The following is a 19,431-nucleotide window of genomic DNA, read 5'->3' on the forward strand; positions in this document are numbered from 1 at the left end:
CCGTGGCGATCCCGCCTTCATCATTTGAGAGCGCATGGAGATGCGTATGATCAAGGGTAGGAATTTTCTGGTTTTTTCCGACGACTGGGGGCGGCATCCGTTCAGTTGTCAGCACATCATGCAGCATTTCCTGCCGCATAACCGGGTGCTGTGGGTCAACACCATCGGCCTGCGCCTGCCCCGACTCAGTCTGTACGATGTGAAAAGGGCCGCCGGAAAAATTGCTTCGTGGACTTCAAATCCGCCGCAAGAAGCCCTGCCGGATAATCTACGGATTATTTCACCCGTCATGATTCCTTTCAACAACGTTTCTTCTGTTCGAAATTTCAATAGGTGGAATGTCGTTCGTACAGTCAGAAAATACATGGATGAATGGGATATTCGCAATCCAATATTTCTTGCAACAGTACCGAATGCTTCAGAATATATTGGATATTTTGATGAATGTATTGTGTCGTATTATTGTGTTGATGATTTTACAATATGGCCTGGTATGAATTTGCCAGGTTTGGTTATGGAATTTGAAAAGAAACTTTTGGAAAAAGCTGATATTGTCATGGCGGTTTCCGATGAGCTTTATTCGGCGAAGAAAAGTGTTAATAAGAGCACCTTTCTGTTAACGCATGGAGTCGATGTCGATCATTTTTCCACGGCAACCGTTACGCAGAACCGTTTACTCTCTTTGGCGGATATTCAAGGTCCAATAATCGGTTTTTACGGACTTATCGACTCTCATCTAGATGTGGAAATTATTCGCATGCTGCTCGATTGGCGCGTTGATTGGACTGTTGTGCTCATCGGCACAAAACGCATCGATCTTGGCACTCTGGAATCAAGGCCGAACTTTCGCTGGTTGCCGGCCGTGCCCTATGAGCAATTGCCGCGCTATTCGTCGGTTTTTGATGTGGCCATAATTCCCTACGTGGTGAATCAGCACACCAATACTGCAAATCCTCTCAAGCTCAGAGAGTATCTGGCGACAGGCAAACCGATCGTGACCACGGCAATGGCGGAAGTTTTTCGTTTCAAGGAGCATCTGCGCATTGCGGCCAAGCCGGAAGATTTTGCGAGTGAGGTGGACAAGGCGTTGTCTGATGTCGTGGACCTTGAGACCAGGCGGGAGTGTTTGAAAGGTGATGCGTGGACGGACAAGGCGCAGATGGTCTCCGATTGGATTGAAGAGACTCTTTCGGCAAAAACTCAAGCCGCTGCGGGTGTCAAATGAGGCCGCGCGTGTTCATCAGTTTGGCCACCTCCAAATTGGGCGGGCCAGGGAAGGGACTGCTTCAGTTTCTGCGATCGGGCGGTTTTGAGCTTTGTGATCCCGTGCTCGTGGATTTTGTCACGGAATCAGGCTGTGAATCGGAGTTTGCACGAGTCATGCGTTTGTCGGGAGCCAATGTCGCCGAGCTTCGCCAGAATAAAAAATTTGACATGAACTTGGTGGATCAGGCGGAGAGCATCGTTAAAAGGGAAGGCTGTCAGATATTGCAGTCGCATGGATATAAAAGCCATGTACTGTGCGCTCTTTTGAAACGACGCGTACGACTTCCCTGGGTTGCTTTTGTTCACGGCTGGACTTCCGAAAACATGAAAATGCATTGCTACAGGATCGTTGAAATGGGTCTGGTGACGCTGGCAACACGAGTTGTCGCTGTTTCCGAAGCGCTGGGGAAAAGACTGCCGGGGATCGCGCAGCGCAAGATGACGGTGATTCCCAATGCCGTGGACCCGGCTGAACTCAATGATTCCAGCGGACGTGATGTGCGGCACGAATTGGGTATTTCCGGCGAAGCGCTGGTTGTTGGGGTGGTTGGAAGATTGAGTCCGGAGAAAGGGCAGATTTTTTTTCTCAAGGCCCTGGCTCGGACTCGCCAGCGTGTGCCCAATGCGGTGGGGATTCTTTTGGGTGACGGCCAGGACCGGGCCATGCTGGAGGCTGAGGCTGCCCGATGCGGGCTCGCGGGGGCGGTTTATTTTACAGGGCATGTTTCAGGTTTGGGCGATTATTACCGGGCCATGGATCTCGTGGCCATGCCTTCCTTGAGCGAGGGCATGCCCAATGTGGCGCTGGAAGCCATGATCTTCGGAAAGCCGGTGGTCGCGAGCCGGGTGGGCGGAGTGCCCGAGGTGGTGGTTGAAGGCGAGACGGGCTTCATGGTCACGGCGGGTGATTCCGAGTCTTTGGCTGTGGCGCTCATTCGCATGCTGGAATCGCCGAGTCGCATGCAGGCCATGGGCGAAGCGGGGCGACGCCGCGCGCTCGATAATTTTTCACCAACGGCCAGAGTGGATCGTGTGCTGGAACTCTATAAAGAACTCCTCGTGGCGCAAACTCTTGAAGGAAACAAAAATGCGTAATTTTTCTGAATTCAAACTGGCGATCCGGCGCCGTGAAACTCCATTTCATTCAAAGCTCCATGACGTCGCAAAGAAATTTATAGGGCTATCTGTCCCTGTTATTCCTGGGTTGCACAGGTTTTTGTATCATGAATGGGCATTGAGAACTGCAATGTGGCATGATTTCTGGCGTGTCGTTTACTACGAGCCCATGTTCAAGTCGATGTGCAGGGAAGTCGGACCGGGATTCAAGATGTATTATGGTGGAGATGGAGTCGCCCGTATCGCAGGGAAATTGAATATATACATAGGTTCAAATGTCACGATGTTCGACAACGTCAGCTTGGCTGGCCTCAAGATATTTGACGAGCCTGAGCTCAGGATCGGTGACAACACCTACATTGCTCCGAGATCAAGGTTTCTGATCGCCAAGAGCGTCGTCATCGGCAGTTGGGGGCTCATCGCATGCCGCATCGTCATGGACAACTCCGGACATCCCATCGCCAACGCGGCCGGAAGGATGACTTCCGGAGGCGGAAGTCCGTCTCGGAAAAGCGTCAGGCCGGTGAGTGTGGGTGATCTGTGCCTGCTTGGCGCCGGAACCTGTCTGTATCCCGGAGCGCGAGTCGGTGACGGGGTCGTGGCCAAGACCGGGACTCACGTGGCGGGTGAAATTCCTCCTTTCTGTCTTGTCGAGGGCAATCCGGGCCGCATTGTGGGCAAACTTCCCATTCCCGAAGAACTCAAGGAGCATTTTGGGGAGGATCGATACCGGATGTGGAAGGAGCAGCAGGCGGCTGTTGTCATTTAACATGAATTTTTCAACAGGCTTTCAGGTTTAATGCACACATAGCTAGGGGCTGATTATATATGATAAAGAAATTATTCCATGCAACTTTTCTCGTTATCGCAATAATTCCGTACGTCATATATCGGATTGGATCTTATTTTGTCGGAAAAAACGGCGCATTTATAAGCATGTCGCAATTTTTATCTCTTTTTCCAGGATTTTTGGGTTCGTATATTCGTGGGGGGTTTTACCGTATTGCGATGAACGAGTGTCCGCAAAGCTGTGCTGTTGGATTTCTGACCACGTTTTCATCTCCGGATATCCGCATCGGCCACAATACGGCCTTCAGCACGGGCGCCAATATCGGCCGATGCCATATCGGGGCTGACTGCATGATCGGCACCTACGTCATGGTAACCGGCGGAAAGAACCAGCACCGTTTTGACTCCCGGGACATCCCGATCCGGTTGCAGGGCGGGGAGTTCCAGCCCATTACCATTGGGCGGGACTGCTGGGTCGGCAACGGCGCCATCATCATGGCCGATCTGGGCGAGGGCTGCGTCATCGCGGCCGGCAGCGTGGTGACCAAGCCGATCCCGCCGTACAGCATCGCTGCCGGCGTTCCCGCCAAAGTCATCGGAGAGCGCCCGTGAAGCTCCATGTGATACAGTGCGTCGTCTCCCTGGCCCCCGGAGGGGCCGAGAGCCTGGCCTTGACCATTCTGGAGAAGGCGGACGTGTGGGGCTCGGTGTGCGGGCTGGTGCGCGGCACCGGCGCGCTGATCCCGGCCATCGAGGCCCAGGGGTTGCCCTGGCATGTGCTCTCGTCAAGTTCCCCCCGCCGTTTCCCGGTCTGGAAGGCTCTTGCGGGCGTGCTGCGCCGCGAGCGGGTCGATGTGGCGCACGTCCAGGCCGGCTATCTTCTCTCCTTCGTACTCCCGGCGGCGCTGCTGGCTGGTGTGCGCGTGGTGTACACCGAGCACGCCAAGCATTCCCTCGAACAGCAACCCATGCTGCGGCGCATGGTGCGCCTTTGCGCGCCGTTTGTGCACGCGGTCACCTGCGTTTCGGAGAATTTGAAATCCTTCATGGTCGAACGCGTCGGCATCGATACGCGCAGGATTCAGGTCATCCCCAACGGGGTGGACCTGGGACGTTTCACGCAAGCGGCGCCAAGCCCTGAAACGCGCGGGCTTTTGCCCGAGAGCTGGGGAGGGCCGGACATCACGGTGTTCGGAAATGTGGCCCGGTTCAGCGAAGCCAAGGATCACCCCGGCCTGCTGCGGGCCTTTGACGAGGTCCGGCGCAGACATCCCGGCGTCCGTCTCCTGCTGGTGGGCGACGGCGAGACCCGGCCGGGCGTCGAATCCCTGATCAGCGAGCTTGGCCTTGGCGAATTCGTCCAATTGGCGGGCATGCGTCGGGACGTGCCGGCCCTGCTTGGCCTCATGGACGTCTTTGTTTTGTCCTCCATGCGCGAGGGCATGCCGATCTCGGTCCTGGAGGCCATGGCTGCGGGCTTGCCTGTGCTCACCACCGATGTCGGGGGGATCGGCGAGGTCGTGCAGGATGGCGTGACGGCCAGGGTTGTCGCACCTCGGGAGGTCACGGCCCTGGCCGGCGGGCTGGCATGGATGGTCGAGAACGCCGCTGCGCGCGCCGACATGGCGGCGCGGGGCAAGGCCCTGATTCATGGGCAATACGGGCATGAGCGGATGGTGGAGCGTTATGCAGAGCTGTATGCGGATGCGGGGAGGCGGCCATGATAGGTCTAATGCGCCAGGCGATGCACTCCTTGCGCGGAAGCAGGCGCTATGCGCTCATGCGTGAAGGCGTCGCCCTGCAACGGCTGTCCGTGGAGGAATTGCGGCGGCGGCAACTGGCCCGGCTTGTCCAGGTGGTCGATCATGCCGTCCGCACGGTGCCGTTCTATCGCGATCTTTTTGACGAACTCGGCCTCAAGGCGAGCGACATCAGGACATTCGAGGATTTTGCCGGTCTGCCGACTCTTACCAAGCAGGATCTGCGCGAAAGCCTGCCGCGCATGCTTTCGTCCGCATCCGATGCTTCCCGCCGCGTGGACAACGCCACCGGGGGGTCCACCGGGGAGCCTGTCAGATTTTATCAGGACATGGACGTGTTCGATGCCATGCAGGGCAGCTTCATGCTCGGGCTCACGTTCGCGGGATGGAAGCCCTCCGACATGATCGTCAACATTTGGGGCAATCCGAGGGATAAGGGGACTGCGCGGCCGTCGGTGGATTTGAAGCAATGGCTTTCAGGGTCCATGACCGTGAGCGCCTACCGCTACGGGCGCAAGGAGATGGATGATTGGCTGGAGGTTCTGGCGCGTTTTCGCAGGGTCTTCGTGTACGGCTATGTCTCCGTTTTGAGCGATTTGGCCGAACACATCCTGGCCTGCGGACGCAAGCCTTCGAGCGTGTGCGCGGTCATGACCTCGGCTGAGAAGCTCCATGACCATCAGCGCGCCCTCATCGCGCAGGCGTTCGGGTGCCGGGTCCATGACCAGTACGGGAGCAGGGAGGTGCCGTGCATCGCGGTGGAGTGCGAGCACGGCGGCATGCACCTTTTGACGCATTCGGCCTATGCCGAGTTCCTGCCCGAGCCGGGTTCGGAACTGAAGCGCCTGGTCGTGACCGGCCTCACCAATCGGACCATGCCGCTACTGCGCTACGAGATCGGCGATTACGCGACCCCGCTCTCCCATGGCTGTTCCTGCGGCCGGGGTTTTCCCCTCATTCGCATGGATATCGGCCGCATCTATGACTACATGCTCGCCGCAGGCGGCGGTAAGATTCACGGCGCATATTTTGTCAAGATCATCAAAGAGATAGAGGGCGTTCTTTCATTCCAGTTCAGGCAATCCGTGCCTGGGGAAGTGGAACTGCTGGTCAAATGCAAGGAGGGCGTGAGTGAAGCGTCCACGAGGCAGCTCAATGCCCTGCCGCAATGCGTCGCACATGATCACGAGGGCGAGATCCGGCTGCGGGTCCGCTTTGTGGATGAAATCCCACGCACAATTGGTGGAAAACACAGGTATATCGTATGCGAGGTGCAGTGATGTCGCGACCCGGAACAAGTTCCGTCATGTTTCACACCGTGGGAGTGCCCGACAGACGCTGGGCCTGGAATTTTCTCACGGTCCCCTGGCAGCTCTTCGACGCCCAACTCGGTGCGCTCAGGCGTTTCGGGTATCGCGCCGTTTTTCTGCGCGAGTACATGGACATCGCACTGGCCGGTCGCCTTGAGCAGGAGCGGGTCGTGTCCCTGACCTTTGACGACGGCTATCTGGACAACTGGGTCTTTGCCGCGCCTCTGCTGAAAAAGCACGGTTTTTGCGGCACGATTTTCGTCTCAACCGATTTTGTCGACCCCGCCGTCAAGCCCCGCCCCCAATTCGATCCGACGCGTCCGGAAAGCGCCCGGTTGCCAAGCGCCGGTTTTTTGTCCTGGAGCGAGATGCGCGCCCTGGAGCAGAGCGGAGTCATGGAGATCCAGTCCCACGGGATTACGCACACCTGGTATCCCTCAGGGCCGAAGATCGTGGATTTCCGGCATCCGGGCGATACATATTACTGGATGGACTGGAACGCCTGTCCCGAGGACAAGTGGGGCTATCTGAAGCTCAAATCCGATCCGGGCGTCTGGGGCGAGCCGGTTTATGAACACGCCAAGTCCATGGATGGTCCCGTTTTTCGTCCCGACGAGCGCGTTGGCCGGGCGCTGCGCGAAGTCGTGGCCTCGATGGGGAGATCATTTTTCGACGGGCCGGACTGGAGGCGTGATCTGCACGGCATGGCCGACGAAATGATGAAAGCCTGGAAGCAAACCAGCGTCGAGACGCATGATGAGTTCATGCTCCGGGTGCATGGGGAACTTGCGGATTCAAAGGCCGTTCTTGAAGACAACCTGCACAAGAAGATCGATTTCTTCTGCTGGCCCGGCGGCGGGTACACCGAGGAAGTGTTTGACGCGGCATCCGGGTATTATGTCGGCACCACGGTGGGGTCTCGGGAACGGCTCCGGCCGGCGGCCCTGGATGAGAACGGGTGTTTTCGTTTTTCCCGTGTGGGGCCTCCGGGAGTCGAGGGACGCATTGGGTTTCGTTATCTCGGGCCGTGGCTGCTGCCGCTGTTTCTGGAGGAGGTGCGGGGCGGAAGCCGCCTGGCGCGTCTCTTTCGGGGAGGCGGGAAGCTCACGGTCGAAAACTGGGAAAAAATGAAGATAGCCATGCTTGGGCGGGTGAGGGACGAATCGTGTCACGAATAATGGAAGGGAGAAAGCATGGCGGCTGCGTGGTGTATGGCCTGATGTTCTGGGCCGTGTTCGTCATCATGGGCATGTCCGCGCCGTCATCGTTTGCAACGGTGAATACGGGAGTGTTTTCCCCGCGAGGCATTGGCGGCGGGGGCGGAATGTACGTCATCTCCATCTCTCCATACGACGAGGGACTCATGTTTCTGGTCACCGACATGGGCGGCGCCTACCGCTCGGAAGACGGTGGCGAGCGGTGGGAGCTGATCCATTACACCCAGGGCTTTCGTTTCATGCAGTTCTCCACGCCCCCGGTGTTCTTCAAGGATCGCATCTATTGGCGGTCGGGGAAGAGCGCGCTGCGGGTCAGCACGGACCAGGGTCGCTCGTGGCCCAAAGTGGACGGCATGCCCTGGGGGAAGGACGCGATTCTGCATCTGACCGCGATTCCCGGCTCGCCGGATGTTCTTCTCGTCGGCACGAAGGGCGGGCTGTGGCGCACTGATGACGACTGCGCGACCTGGAAAAAGGTGCTGGACAGGCAGACATCCGAGACCGTCATCCTTGGCGAGGTCCTCTGCGCCATGGCGGACCCGGATGCTGTCGCGTGCAGCCGTGACCGGGGCCAGACGTGGACGACGTCTCCCGTGGTCGTCGACGGGCGGGCAATCAAGGGGCACCCTGCCATGGGGCTTGCTGGCGCGGTGTCGGACAAAGGTTCGCTCATGGTGGCCAGTCTGCACAAGTTCGGCATCATCCGCTCCACGGATCAAGGATCGAGCTGGGCCCTCGCGCATTCACCCTATGGGGGCGAAAATCATCTTGTCATGGCCCCCGGGCAGACTGATGTCGTCTATGCCGCCCAGACCGGATCAAACGTCAACATCAACCTGCTTCGTTCCATTGACGGCGGCCAAAGCTGGAACCCGAGTTTCAGGATGGCCGATTTCGCCCGCAAATACGGCTGGAAGGCGAATGTGGAACCGACCTGGATTCAGGACTCCCTGAAATGGAGTTATCTGATCTCGCCCAAGGGTTTTGCGGTCAATCCGCGAAAGCCCGAGGAAGCCTTTCTCGTTACGCAGGGCGAACTGTATCGCACCCGGGACGGAGGAGAGACATGGCATCCGCGCATGGCCACAGAGGTCGTCGTTGGGCCGGAGAAGTCGGCGCATTACCGGAGCATCGGGCTGGAGGTGACCAGCGCCTGGGGCTATCATTTCGACCCCCATAACCCGGCCAGACATTACATCACCTACACGGACATCGGATTCACCAGGTCGCCGGACAGCGGAAAAAGCTGGCAATGGACGGCGCAGGGTTCGCCCTGGAGGAACACGTTCTATGATCTGGTCAACGATCCGGATGTGCCGGACGTGCTGTATGCGGCGGTGAGCGCCCGTCACGACATTCCGCACCATTCCAATCTTTCGGTTACCAAATCGGGATATCGGGGGCATCAGGGTGGGGTGGTCAGATCCACGGACGGCGGCCTGAGCTGGCAGGTTCCCTATAAGCCGGGCAGTTCATCCGGACTGCCCAAACAGGTCTGCACCACCGTGACTCTCGATCCCGCGTCGCCTCCTGATCGGCGAACCCTCTATGCCGGTGTGTACGGGGAAGGCGATGATGACGAAGCGGGTGTGTACAAGTCCGTTGATGGAGGAACGTCGTGGGCAAAAATTTCGCCGGGCCCGGGCGTTGCGCCAAATCTGCATATCTACCGGTTACGCGTGCATCCGAAGAGCGGAAATTTGTACTGCCTCATCACAGGGCTGCGCTCCAAGAATAATTTTTTCACGGTTCCGGGCGGCGTCTGGAAGTCGATGGATGGCGGCGAAACATGGAAGTCAATCAGTAGTGGCGTCAACCTTGTCTGGTGGACCACGAATTTCGCCTGGGACCCTGAAAACGAAGACGTGATGTACGTCTCGGCCGGCTCTTCGGAAGGGCACTGGATGCAGGGCGGCATATACAAGACGACGGACGGCGGAGACTCCTGGGCGCATGTCCTGACCGACGAGATGATTCAAAAAGCGGCCCGGGGGGAGAACTACGAGCAAACCATGGCTGTGGCCCTTCATCCTCAAAATTCCCGGTTGGTTTATGCCGGTACTTCCAGGAACGGTTTGCTCTACAGCCAGGATGGCGGGGCGACTTGGCGGCATTATTCGGAATTTCCTGCTGCATCGGTGCAAAGCATTAATTTTGATCCTTCGGACATGACACGAATCATTGTAACGACCTTTGGACAGGGTGTGTTTGAAGGTCCCTATCTTCCGCAATGAGAGTAGGCAGGACATGACTTTACATGAAAGAGCTGGATTGAAAATTCATGTATGTATAGATCGAGGTGTATATGTCCTCATTTTTTAGTTGCTTCGGATGCAATGAAGAATGCTTGAATCAGGATTCTCTTTTTCATGATGTCGATGAAACATTGAATCCTTGCCGTACACGTACACTCTCAAGCTTCATAGGAAAGAATTTTCGCATCAGAATTGGAAAAACTCCTTCACCGGAAATGAAATATTCAATTTTTTATGAGAATTTGAAATGGAAGATATTCATAGTAGGGGATGTGGTTGATATTCCTTCGAATCATATTGAGATCATATCCGATGCTCTCAGCCGGGAATCATTTTATGAATTATCCAAATTCGAGGGCATGTATGGGATAATCGCAGTAAATAATATTGAAAATGAAGTGTTTGTATTGACCGACAGAAGAAGCCAGTATCCCATTTACTGGGGGATTGATTCCGGAAATTTATATATAGGGTCTGAGGTCTCGTCTTTTTGCAAGCTGGATGTGTTTAATGTCAGCAAGAAATGGATATGGGAATTTTTATATTACAATTTTTCAGTCTCAAACGTAAGTTTTCTAGAAGGTGTAAACAGAGCTTCTGCAGGCACGGTGATGAAGTTTTCGCTGCAAGATTCAATTGTGTACAAAATATTCACCTATGCATCGGAATTCAAGGTGCATACGCCGCTTCTCAAGAAAAAAAAGGCACTTGAAGCAGCCTTGGAAGTTTTTTCGGAAAGATTCCCTCTTTATTTTGAAAATACACAGATGGCATGCCCCATCACAGCCGGTTGGGATGCACGGACAGTGCTGGGTTTCAAGCCGACCGGTGCGGACATGACAACTTACACCTACGGGATTCCCGGTACGTCGGATCTGATCCGTGCGGCAAGAGTGGCCCGCAGCGCCGGAACGTTGCACAAGGAGGTTTTGTTTGATCAGGAATTCGTGGCCGGTTTGCCTGAACTTATGCTGGACACTGTTTATGTATCTTCCGGAACACAAGGGGTGAAACGGGCCACATTGCTGCACGTGTATCGCTCGATAACGCAAAATGGGACGAATTATCCGCTTACCCTGAGTGGTGTTGCCTTGGGTGCGCTGCGTGGACATGCTGGATGGCATCCATTGACTTCTCCAGACGTGTACGACCTCTTTGAAGGCAAGACATCAGAATTTCAAAATGGTTCATGGGGAGATATATTTGAAGATGACATTGGTGATTTTTCTGATCATATTATAGAAACTAATTGTTTACTTGCTGATAGATTTGGGAGTTTTACGTCCAGTGCCCATCATTTTTCATATAGCCTGTACATGATTGGTGCGAGATATTTTGGCGGGGAAATGAAAATCGCAGACAACTTCACCACGTGGCGAGTTCCTGCATACGATACGAAAATCATAGAGTACGGTTTCGCTTCGGAACTCAGCATGCTGAGCTATTCCCAGTTTTTGCCCGAGCATAGTCGCGGCTCGCGCTGCGAAATGGTCATGCAGTCCTATCTGCTGGCGAAAAAAGCTCCGCACCTTGCAAAAATACCCATTGTCAGCGCGCGTCCCGATTTTGTCCTGGGGGGAGATTTATTTCACTTCCTGTACAGGGTTAACCATAAGATTCGCAATACATTGAATAAAGAAATAAATCAGGTCCCGCTCGAAGATTGGGAGACATGGCTGAATAAGGATTGTGGATCATGGATTGATGCGTTTTTTCACGGTCATGATCTTGAAATATCAAAATATGTTTCCAGGAAAAATTTGATGGAATTGCTCAGTGGAGACAAAAGTGGTCATATGTTTACGAAAATGTTTACTGTGGAGATAGTGCTGCGGCTTGTGAAGAATAGATGGGTTAAATTTTGGTAACATGCTGAAATTATCAGTTCTATACTGGTGAAGAGGGATCAATGAGTGAAGTCAAGAAAGTATTATGGACTGGCGGGTGGGACTCGACATTCAGAGTGCTTTACCTTGTCGTGGTGGAAAAATGTCCTGTACAGACATACTATATAATTGATCCGTTCCGCTGGTCTCTTGTCCACGAGTTCAAGGCGATGAGCAACATCAAGCGTACCTTGAAGCAAAAATATCCTGAATTGAGTGATCTTCTGTTGCCGACACTCTATTTTGACAAAACAGATGTGGGTGAAAATATGCATTTATCCGCATGTTATGCAGGACTTAAAGAGAGACTGGGTGGACAATACGAGTGGTTGTCCATCTGGGCCGATCAATTCGGCCTGTCGGAAATTGAGCTGGTTATTGAACGTTCTGATTCTGTTGTCGGCTGCCGTTCCGTCATTGCAAATTATTTATCGAAAGATGAAAATGGATATCGCGTTATCGATTCAAAATTTAAAGGAACGCCTGTCTATGATCTTTTCCATTATTTTGTTTTCGCGATAACGGACATTTATAAAGTGGACATGCGAAGAATAGCGACAGAACACGATTTTGCGGACATACTGGATTTTTCATGGTTTTGTCACCGCCCAACATTTTTTTCCAAGCCGTGCGGAACATGTAATCCATGTAAGAATACGTATGTGAAGGGTCTTCAAGACAGGCTCGGCCCGTATGGAAGATGTATGTATTTTTTGAATTATTATTCAAATCCTAAAAATTATTTTGACAAGAATTCGCGCACGTTCTCTTTTCTCAAGTCCATGAAGAATTCTTTGGCAAGGAAGATAGCTTCATGAATAGTGCTCTTAAAATTAATCTCAATGTGTAGAATGGAGATACTGTGGGACGCGCACTCATCACTTCGGCCAGCACTCGTGTTGCCTACTGCATCTGCAAGAATTTAAGTCGCCATGGCATCCAGGCGGTCATGGCGGATTCCGATCCGCTCGCCATGTCATTCTGGTCGCGCCATGCCGCCGGCAGACATGTGTACGCTTCGCCCTTTGTGGATGAGGCCCGCTTTGTCGAAGACATTCTTCGGATCATCGACAAGGAGAAAATCGACGTTCTTATCCCTGTGCTGGAAGAAACCTATTTCGTGGCGCGTCATCGCGCCGTCCTTGCTCCTCATGTGCGCATCTTCATGGCGCAGTACAAGGATCTCATCAGCCTGCACGACAAGCGCTCTCTCAAAAACATTGCGGAGCGTCTCGGGGTGAGCATGCCCCTGACCGTGGAACTCAAAGACGCAGTCACTTCAGGCTTGCCGCCCGATTTTCATTTTCCTGCCGTCCTCAAGCCCAAGCAGGGGGGGGGAGGGTGGTCGGTGATGGAAGTATCCAGCCAGTCCGCCTTGCGCATGATGGCCGGGCGGACTGACGTGCTCCCGGAACGCTATCTCGTTCAGGAAAAAATCGAAGGTCCTATTGCGGGAGTGGCCATGCTCTACCGCGACGGGGCCCTGGTCGCTGCGGACTCATATTGGACCGTGCAGACCTATCCCCACCCGTACGGCCAACCGACGGTCCGGGTCAGCCGGGATTTTCCCGATGCCACGGCGGCGATGAAGACCCTCCTTGATGATTTGCAATGGACCGGGCCGTGTCAGGCGGACTTTCTTCATGACGAGGTCCGGAACAAGAGTTTTCTCATCGACGTCAATCCGCGTTTTTGGGGTTCGGTCGGGCAGAGCATCGCCCGGGGCATAGATTTTCCCTACTACTATTACAAATGCGCCATGGGCGAGAATGACTTCAGTGCGCCCCTGAACCCGCCGGTGGTCGCCACGCGGTGGCTGGGCGGAGACATGATGCGAAAAGCCCATGCATTTTTATCCGGATCCAGCGCCGCGCGGCCGGACGCGGTGTTATCCGGATTCGCGGCCATGGATGATTTTGAGTTGCTCGATCCTTTTCCTCTGGCAGGCTGGGCCGCCTGCCAGGCCGCTCGCAAGGTGTGCAGCCTGGTCGGACGGGGTGCGCACCGGGAGGCTTTGGACGGGGTTTGGGAGTAAGACAGACCTTTGGAACGTGAACATCGGATGAGGGGAGCTGAATGGAACTCTTGAAGAATCAAAAGAATCTGATCATCTGGGTTGTTTTCCTAGCCGTTGCCGCCGGGGTCGTCTATTGGCCGATCGTCGTACCCATGGTCAGACAGTGGGCTGCCGACGACAACTACTCGCACGGCTTTCTTGTGCCTTTCATCGCCGGGTATCTGGTCTACATGCGCCGGGACGATCTCCTGAAGGCGGAGGTCAAGCCGGCCGAGTCCGGCATGGGTCTCATCCTCTTTGGGCTGGCCATGCTTCTTTTCGGCTGGCTGGGCACGGAATACTTCACCATGCGCGCCTCCCTGGTGGTCATCATCGCGGGATCGGTGCTCTATATCCTGGGATGGAAGATTTTTGGGATTCTCCTTGCCCCTTTGGCCTATCTGCTGCTCATGATCCCGATTCCCTACATCATCTATGACGCCGCCGCCTTTCCCCTGAAACTCTTTGTGACCAAGGTTTCGGTCCTGGCCCTCAAGGCCATGGGCATCGTCATCTGGCAGGAAGGCAACATCCTCATGTTCCCAAGCATTACCCTTGAGGTGGCGGATGCCTGCAGCGGACTGCGCTCCATCATGTCCCTTTTGGCCCTGGGCACGGCGTACGCATTCGTGCTGCACTCCTCGGTCCGGGACCGGGTGGTGCTCATCGCCTCGACCCTGCCCATCGCGGTTTTCACCAACTGCCTGCGGGTCATCGCCACGGGGGTTCTGGCCCAATATTTCGGGGCGGCGGCAGCCGAGGGCTTTTTCCATGAATTCGCGGGATTCTTCGTCTTTTTCGCAGCGGTGGTCATGTTCGTGGCCCTGGGCGCAGCACTCAAGAGGTGGTCATGAATATTCGCTTCCGTTTTATTTTCATCATGCTGCTTTTGGCCGGGGCCGGAACGTACATGGCGTTTCATCGCGATCTCGAAGTGCCCCCGGGGCGGCCCTTCGAGGAATTTCCGGCCAGCCATGCGGGCTGGCGCATGATCGGGCAGGCAAACCTGAGCAAAAACATCGTGAAGGTGCTGATGCCGACGGATTATCTCTCCCGGCGTTATGCCAGGGAGGATGGCTCGACCGTCGACATGTACCTGAGTTTTTTCGACGGCGGACCCGATTCGGGCAGGATACACTCGCCCAAGCATTGCCTGCCGGGCGGCGGCTGGACGGAACTGTCCTCCAGGCACGTGACGTTGGATTTGGGCAGGGAAGCGGTAAATCTGGTCCAGGCCGTGTACGCCATGGGCAATAACCGGGAGGTCATCTACTACTGGTTCTCCATGCGCGGAAAGACCATGTCGGACGAGCTTTCCCTGAAACTTGCGGAGATTACAGGCTCCATGTTTCACCGTCGCCGGGATCAGAGCTTTATGAGGATTTCCGTGCAGGGAGATGGCGCCCAGGAGGAGGCGGAGCGACGGATCGAAGGTTTTCTGCGGGATTTCTATCCGGTCATTCGCGATTTTTTGCCTAACTAGAAATTTGTGGGGGACTCATGAACATGGACATGTCGAGGCCTGCCGTGCCCGGAATCACATATCGCCTGTTCGCCGCGCTCCTTTTCATCCTGTGCGCGCTCACATTCTGCAATGGTTTGGCATGTGCAGAGCCCCTGGTCGGCGTATCGCCCTCGCAGGTCCTCGTCCTTTACAATGCGGATTGGCGAGAGCGGCATCCCCTTATCTCCGCTGCGCAGGATTCGCTGGCGGTCGCCGAGCACTATGCGCGGATGCATACCGATCCGGTCACCGGGGAGAGGCCCTACCTGCTGGGGCTGACGGGTGGCCGGTCGTCAGGAAACGTACTCTCCGGCGATCATCTTGAGGAGCGCAGCGCGGACAACGCTTGCGGTGTCCTGTATCGGTCCCGCGATTCCAAACGTGTCGAAAGCGGCTGCGAGATGCGCGACAGTCGCATGGTGGAGGTGGTCTTGCCCAAGACCGAAGTCCCGTGGAACCTCAGCACCCTCGGACTTGAAATCGAGTCCGACGAGAGATCAAGTCGCGCGCGTTTCAAGCTGGTCGAGAACGGCGCAAGCCTTCATCCCGACAAGGTGCGGGTCCAGCAAGACGGGGACTGGCGAATCAGGGCCCTGGGCGGGCTCCTCATGGAGGGGGCGTTTACGGCCACGGCCCGGTGCGCGGACGCTCAGGGAGACGTTCACGAGTGGAGCGCCGAGTACAAAGACATTCTACAGGCGTCATGGAACGCCACGGGTCTTGACGGTATTCGTGACGACCAAAATTACCTGGATCTGGTGGAGGCTCCGATCAAGGCGTTTCTGGAAGATCCCGCCAATGCCAGGCCCGACGGAACCCTGCTGAAGGATCATGTCCTGTACATAGTTGTTTGTCATGGGCTGCCCCTCACCGTTGCGGCTCCGTACGGCATTGCCACCGGCGTCGGCCCGCAGTTGCGCGATTATGGATCTGCGATTGATTTGTGTCAGCGACTCCAGCTCATGTACTACGATTTCGAGAGCCTGCACCAACGTAAGGTTCAGCCGATGCGCTTTGCTCCGGCTCCAAAGAAAAGCGCTTTCACGAATATTATATTCCGCACGCGAATGTCCATGCCGCTTCAGGGGGCGGATCTAAATCCTTTCGTGCACCCGGCGGCCTACCGCAAAGGCGGGAACAAGGCCGGGCTGGGTTCGCCTCGGTTCACATCCGCGCAGCGAGCCCTGCGCCCGGATCGTCACCTCTTTTTCGCCATGCGCATAGATGGACAGACACCCCTTGAAGCCATGGAGCTGGTGGACCGGGCCGTCTATGCATCCAGGCATGCGGGTCCGGAGATGGGCATGCTCGCGGATGTGCCTCTCGTAAAAGCCCCGGAACGCGTCGGAGAGATCGGTGACCGGACTCCGGCCAAGCCGTTTTGGGACCTGGGATACAGGCATCTGTTCCAGCACCCCAAAGGCAGGGTCCGGCTTGACCTTTTCAAACTGGCCCCGGGGAGCGGATTCTTCAACTCAAGCCCTGTCTTCCTTCCCGGAGGGATTGCGGCCTTTGTCCAGTCGAATCAGGGCTGGAACATGAAGGATTCGCGATTCCACGAATTCTTGAGGCAAGGGGTGACGATGACGGCCGGTTCGGCTCGCGTCGACCCGCGCAAGACGCCCCATATTCACAGCCACAGTTTTTGGGACGAAGCGGTTTTTTATCCGGCCCTGCGTGAAGGCCGCCCTGTGGGCGAGATTCTGCTCAGCAATCAGGTCCATATGGGCTGGATCACCAGTTTTGTGGGCGATCCTCTGTACCGATTGCCGCCTGAACCGCAAAAGCCGGGCGGCCTGGTCGGTCTGACCTGGGACAAAAACGTGCGCGTGGCGCAGGCGCGCGATGCGGAGCGCGGCAAGGGATATCTGGTCATGGCGGATTTGGGGGCGAGCGCCCATGAACCCCGCCTGGCCCAGATGCGCCTTGGCCGCGTTGCAGCCGAGGAAAACGGGGCAAAGCATGTCTTCGAACGCTTTGCCTCCAGGCCCTGCGTGTTCGTCCCCAATCGGGAAGTGCGCAAGGGGGAACCGTGGCGGCTGGAATTGATGGATCCTTTCGGCAATACGGCAACGCTTGCGGGCAATCTGGAGTAGCTGGAGTAGCTTTAATGACCCCTTCCTTCGTTTCCTTTCTGACAACCCTGTGTGCCGTCATCCTGGCCGTGGGATTTGCCGCGCGCATGCTGCTTGGCGTCATGCGCGCCGATCGGTCGCGGGCCTCGGGAGCCCTGGCCGTGGCGCTGGTGCTGTCTGCCGGACTGGAAGCGCTGGATCTCTTGACGCTCCTGTACCCCGAATCGGTACAGGCCTGGCGTATGGCCGGACTGCTGGTGGAAGGAGCCCTGGGGCCGGCCTGGATCTGGTTCACGGCCCTTTTTGCCCGCAACTACGAAGAAGGCAGGTTGCCCGGAACGCAGCGCGCGCTGATCCTCCTGTCCTGCCTCATGATGCCCTGGGCCGGGTATCTGGCTGCGCAGGGTGCCTATTTTGCCCCGGATTTCGCGACCGAGGGTCTACTTTTTCTCCTTCCGGGAAGCTTTTATTTCTATATCGGTTTTGCCGTGTGCTGCGTCGCGGCCCTGCTCAACATCGAGGCCACGCTGGCGGCGGCCGTGCATCACCGTCGCTGGAAGATCAAATTCATTCTTCTGGGGGCCGTGAGCATTCTGGCCGCCTTGATCCTCTATTACAGTCAGAGCCTTTTGCATCGTTCCATCGACATGAGTCTGGCGGGCCTGCGCTCCCTGGCCTTGCTTCTAGGTACGGCCATGATGTGGTTTTCGGACCTGCGGCGTGGCCCCGAAGTACGGATCAGCTTTTCGAGGCGGTTGGCTTTCAAGTCCGTGGTCCTGGTCGCGGCCGGTCTGTATCTGGTCGGGCTGGGCTTGCTCGGCGAGGGTGCACGCCTTTTCGGAGACGATCTGGGCCGGGCCGTACTGTTGGTGGTCAGTTTTCTGGCCGGGCTCGGTCTTCTGGTCGTTTTTCTCTCGGACACGGTGCGCCGCAAGATCCGCCTTTTTCTGCAGATGCACTTTTACGGCGAAAAGTATGATTACCGCATCCAGTGGGTGCAGTTCACCCAGCACCTGGCCTCGGCCCGCACCCAAAACGAGCTGCAGCAGGCGGCATTGTCGGCCTGCTGCGAAACCTTCGGTATCGTGGGTGCGGGGCTCTTTCTCTTCGATCATGACCGCAAGCTTTACCTGCCCGCCAGCCTGGTGGAGATGGATTCTCACGAAGGTGGTTTCGGGGAAGACTCGGCTCTTGTGACGGAGCTTGAAACCCGGCGTTCCGTGCTGCGCGCGGTGGATGTGGACGACTCTTCGCCCTGGCTCGCGCGGGCCGGCTTTGCCATTCCCATTTTCCGCGAAGACGCGCTGGACGGGTTTGTGCTTCTGGGTCGGCCCATCAATCCACGGGAGGAGTACGACGAGGAAGACTTCGAGCTGATGGACACCATGGCCCGGCACATCTCTTCGGCCCTTTTGAACATGCGTCTGCTGGACCAGTTGGCCAGGTCGAGGGAGATGGAGATCATGGGCAAGGTCTCGGCCTTTGTGCTTCATGATCTGAAGAATCATGTCTATACGCTCTCGCTCATGGCCGACAACGCGCAAAAACATATCGGCAATCCCGAATTTCAGAAGGACATGGTCGATTCCCTGGGGAGCACGGTAGGCAAGATGAAGATCCTCATCTCGCAACTTAAAGGTCTCCCCGACCGTCACACCCTGAAGCGCGAGCCCGTGGGTCTTTTGTCCCTGGCAAGGGAATCCACCCGACCTCTGCCGCAGGAACGCCTTGATTTCCAGGGTCCGGACGTGCGGGTGATGATCGACAGCGCGGAGATGGGCAAGGTGATCCTGAATCTTTGCCTCAACGCACTGGAGGCGTCCACGGCGGGTCAATCCGTATCCGTCACGGTAGGGGATGAGCCCGAACCGTTTGTAAGGGTGACGGACCATGGTGTGGGCATTGCCAAGGAGTTCATGGCGGGCGGGCTCTTCGAACCTTTCAAGTCCACCAAGGCCAAGGGCATGGGCATCGGGCTGTATCAATGCAAGCAGATCGTCGAGGCCCACGGCGGGCGCATCGAAGTGCGCAGTGCGCCGAATGAGGGCTCTGAATTTATTGTATGTATTGGTGACAGGCAGGTTTTGTGAGCAATTTTTGCTTAGTAAGTATGGACTTGCGTTGTCGGTGTGTGTTATGTTTTCCGTAAACTTCTTTTTTTCTGCCGTAGCCTGAGATATTTTGCGGCCGAAAATTT

General features: G+C 56.1%; 15 protein-coding genes. All 15 read left to right on the forward strand.

From position 1 onward, the window contains the following. Positions 1-46 precede the first annotated feature (46 nt). The 15 genes from H4684_RS04140 to prsK all read left to right on the forward strand — a co-directional run bounded on the left by H4684_RS04140 (position 47) and on the right by prsK (position 19,324). On the forward strand, positions 47-1,225 hold the full coding sequence (locus H4684_RS04140) for a glycosyltransferase (RefSeq protein ID WP_192622915.1): 1,179 nt from the start codon (positions 47-49) through the stop codon (positions 1,223-1,225). Between the two features lie 8 nt (positions 1,226-1,233). Continuing rightward, positions 1,234-2,361 (forward strand): glycosyltransferase family 4 protein, encoded by a 1,128-nt coding sequence (locus tag H4684_RS04145; RefSeq protein ID WP_318779612.1) that lies wholly within the window; start codon positions 1,234-1,236, stop codon positions 2,359-2,361. Between the two features lie 151 nt (positions 2,362-2,512). Further along, positions 2,513-3,151, forward strand: coding sequence for an acyltransferase (locus H4684_RS04150; protein WP_225940232.1), 639 nt, complete (start codon positions 2,513-2,515; stop codon positions 3,149-3,151). A 239-nt stretch (positions 3,152-3,390) separates the two neighbouring features. Next, positions 3,391-3,783: an acyltransferase gene (locus H4684_RS04155; protein ID WP_225940233.1), complete on the forward strand. Its 393-nt coding sequence runs from the start codon at positions 3,391-3,393 to the stop codon at positions 3,781-3,783. Continuing rightward, complete coding sequence (locus tag H4684_RS04160) at positions 3,780-4,895, forward strand: glycosyltransferase (RefSeq protein ID WP_192622917.1); 1,116 nt, start codon at positions 3,780-3,782, stop codon at positions 4,893-4,895. The genes H4684_RS04155 and H4684_RS04160 overlap by 4 nt, the downstream gene beginning before the upstream one ends. Beyond that, the gene (locus H4684_RS04165) at positions 4,892-6,211 is read left to right on the forward strand and encodes a phenylacetate--CoA ligase family protein (RefSeq protein ID WP_192622918.1); all 1,320 of its coding nucleotides are present in this window, start codon (positions 4,892-4,894) and stop codon (positions 6,209-6,211) included. Before H4684_RS04160 ends, H4684_RS04165 begins: the two co-directional genes overlap by 4 nt. Then, a complete protein-coding gene (locus H4684_RS04170) occupies positions 6,211-7,419 on the forward strand; it encodes a polysaccharide deacetylase family protein (protein WP_161949005.1) in 1,209 nt (402 codons plus the stop codon). The genes H4684_RS04165 and H4684_RS04170 overlap by 1 nt, the downstream gene beginning before the upstream one ends. After that, on the forward strand, positions 7,407-9,692 hold the full coding sequence (locus tag H4684_RS04175; protein ID WP_192622919.1) for a sialidase family protein: 2,286 nt from the start codon (positions 7,407-7,409) through the stop codon (positions 9,690-9,692). Before H4684_RS04170 ends, H4684_RS04175 begins: the two co-directional genes overlap by 13 nt. 113 nt (positions 9,693-9,805) lie before the next feature. After that, the gene (locus H4684_RS04180) at positions 9,806-11,581 is read left to right on the forward strand and encodes an asparagine synthetase B family protein (protein ID WP_192622920.1); all 1,776 of its coding nucleotides are present in this window, start codon (positions 9,806-9,808) and stop codon (positions 11,579-11,581) included. 41 nt (positions 11,582-11,622) lie between these two features. After that, entirely contained in the window at positions 11,623-12,417 is a 795-nt protein-coding gene (locus H4684_RS04185) for a hypothetical protein (protein WP_192622921.1), read from the forward strand. Between the two features lie 44 nt (positions 12,418-12,461). Next, on the forward strand, positions 12,462-13,634 hold the full coding sequence (locus H4684_RS04190) for a carboxylate--amine ligase (RefSeq protein ID WP_161949004.1): 1,173 nt from the start codon (positions 12,462-12,464) through the stop codon (positions 13,632-13,634). A 41-nt stretch (positions 13,635-13,675) separates the two neighbouring features. Next, complete coding sequence (gene xrtA / locus H4684_RS04195) at positions 13,676-14,509, forward strand: exosortase A (RefSeq protein WP_192622922.1); 834 nt, start codon at positions 13,676-13,678, stop codon at positions 14,507-14,509. Next, entirely contained in the window at positions 14,506-15,138 is a 633-nt protein-coding gene (locus H4684_RS04200; protein ID WP_192622923.1) for an exosortase C-terminal domain/associated protein EpsI, read from the forward strand. Before xrtA ends, H4684_RS04200 begins: the two co-directional genes overlap by 4 nt. A gap of 17 nt (positions 15,139-15,155) precedes the next feature. After that, positions 15,156-17,255: a hypothetical protein gene (locus tag H4684_RS04205; protein WP_192622924.1), complete on the forward strand. Its 2,100-nt coding sequence runs from the start codon at positions 15,156-15,158 to the stop codon at positions 17,253-17,255. Between the two features lie 14 nt (positions 17,256-17,269). After that, entirely contained in the window at positions 17,270-19,324 is a 2,055-nt protein-coding gene (gene prsK, locus H4684_RS04210) for an XrtA/PEP-CTERM system histidine kinase PrsK (protein WP_192622925.1), read from the forward strand. The last annotated feature ends 107 nt before the right edge of the window (positions 19,325-19,431 follow it).

This window comes from Desulfomicrobium macestii (assembly GCF_014873765.1).
Lineage (GTDB): Bacteria > Desulfobacterota > Desulfovibrionia > Desulfovibrionales > Desulfomicrobiaceae > Desulfomicrobium > Desulfomicrobium macestii.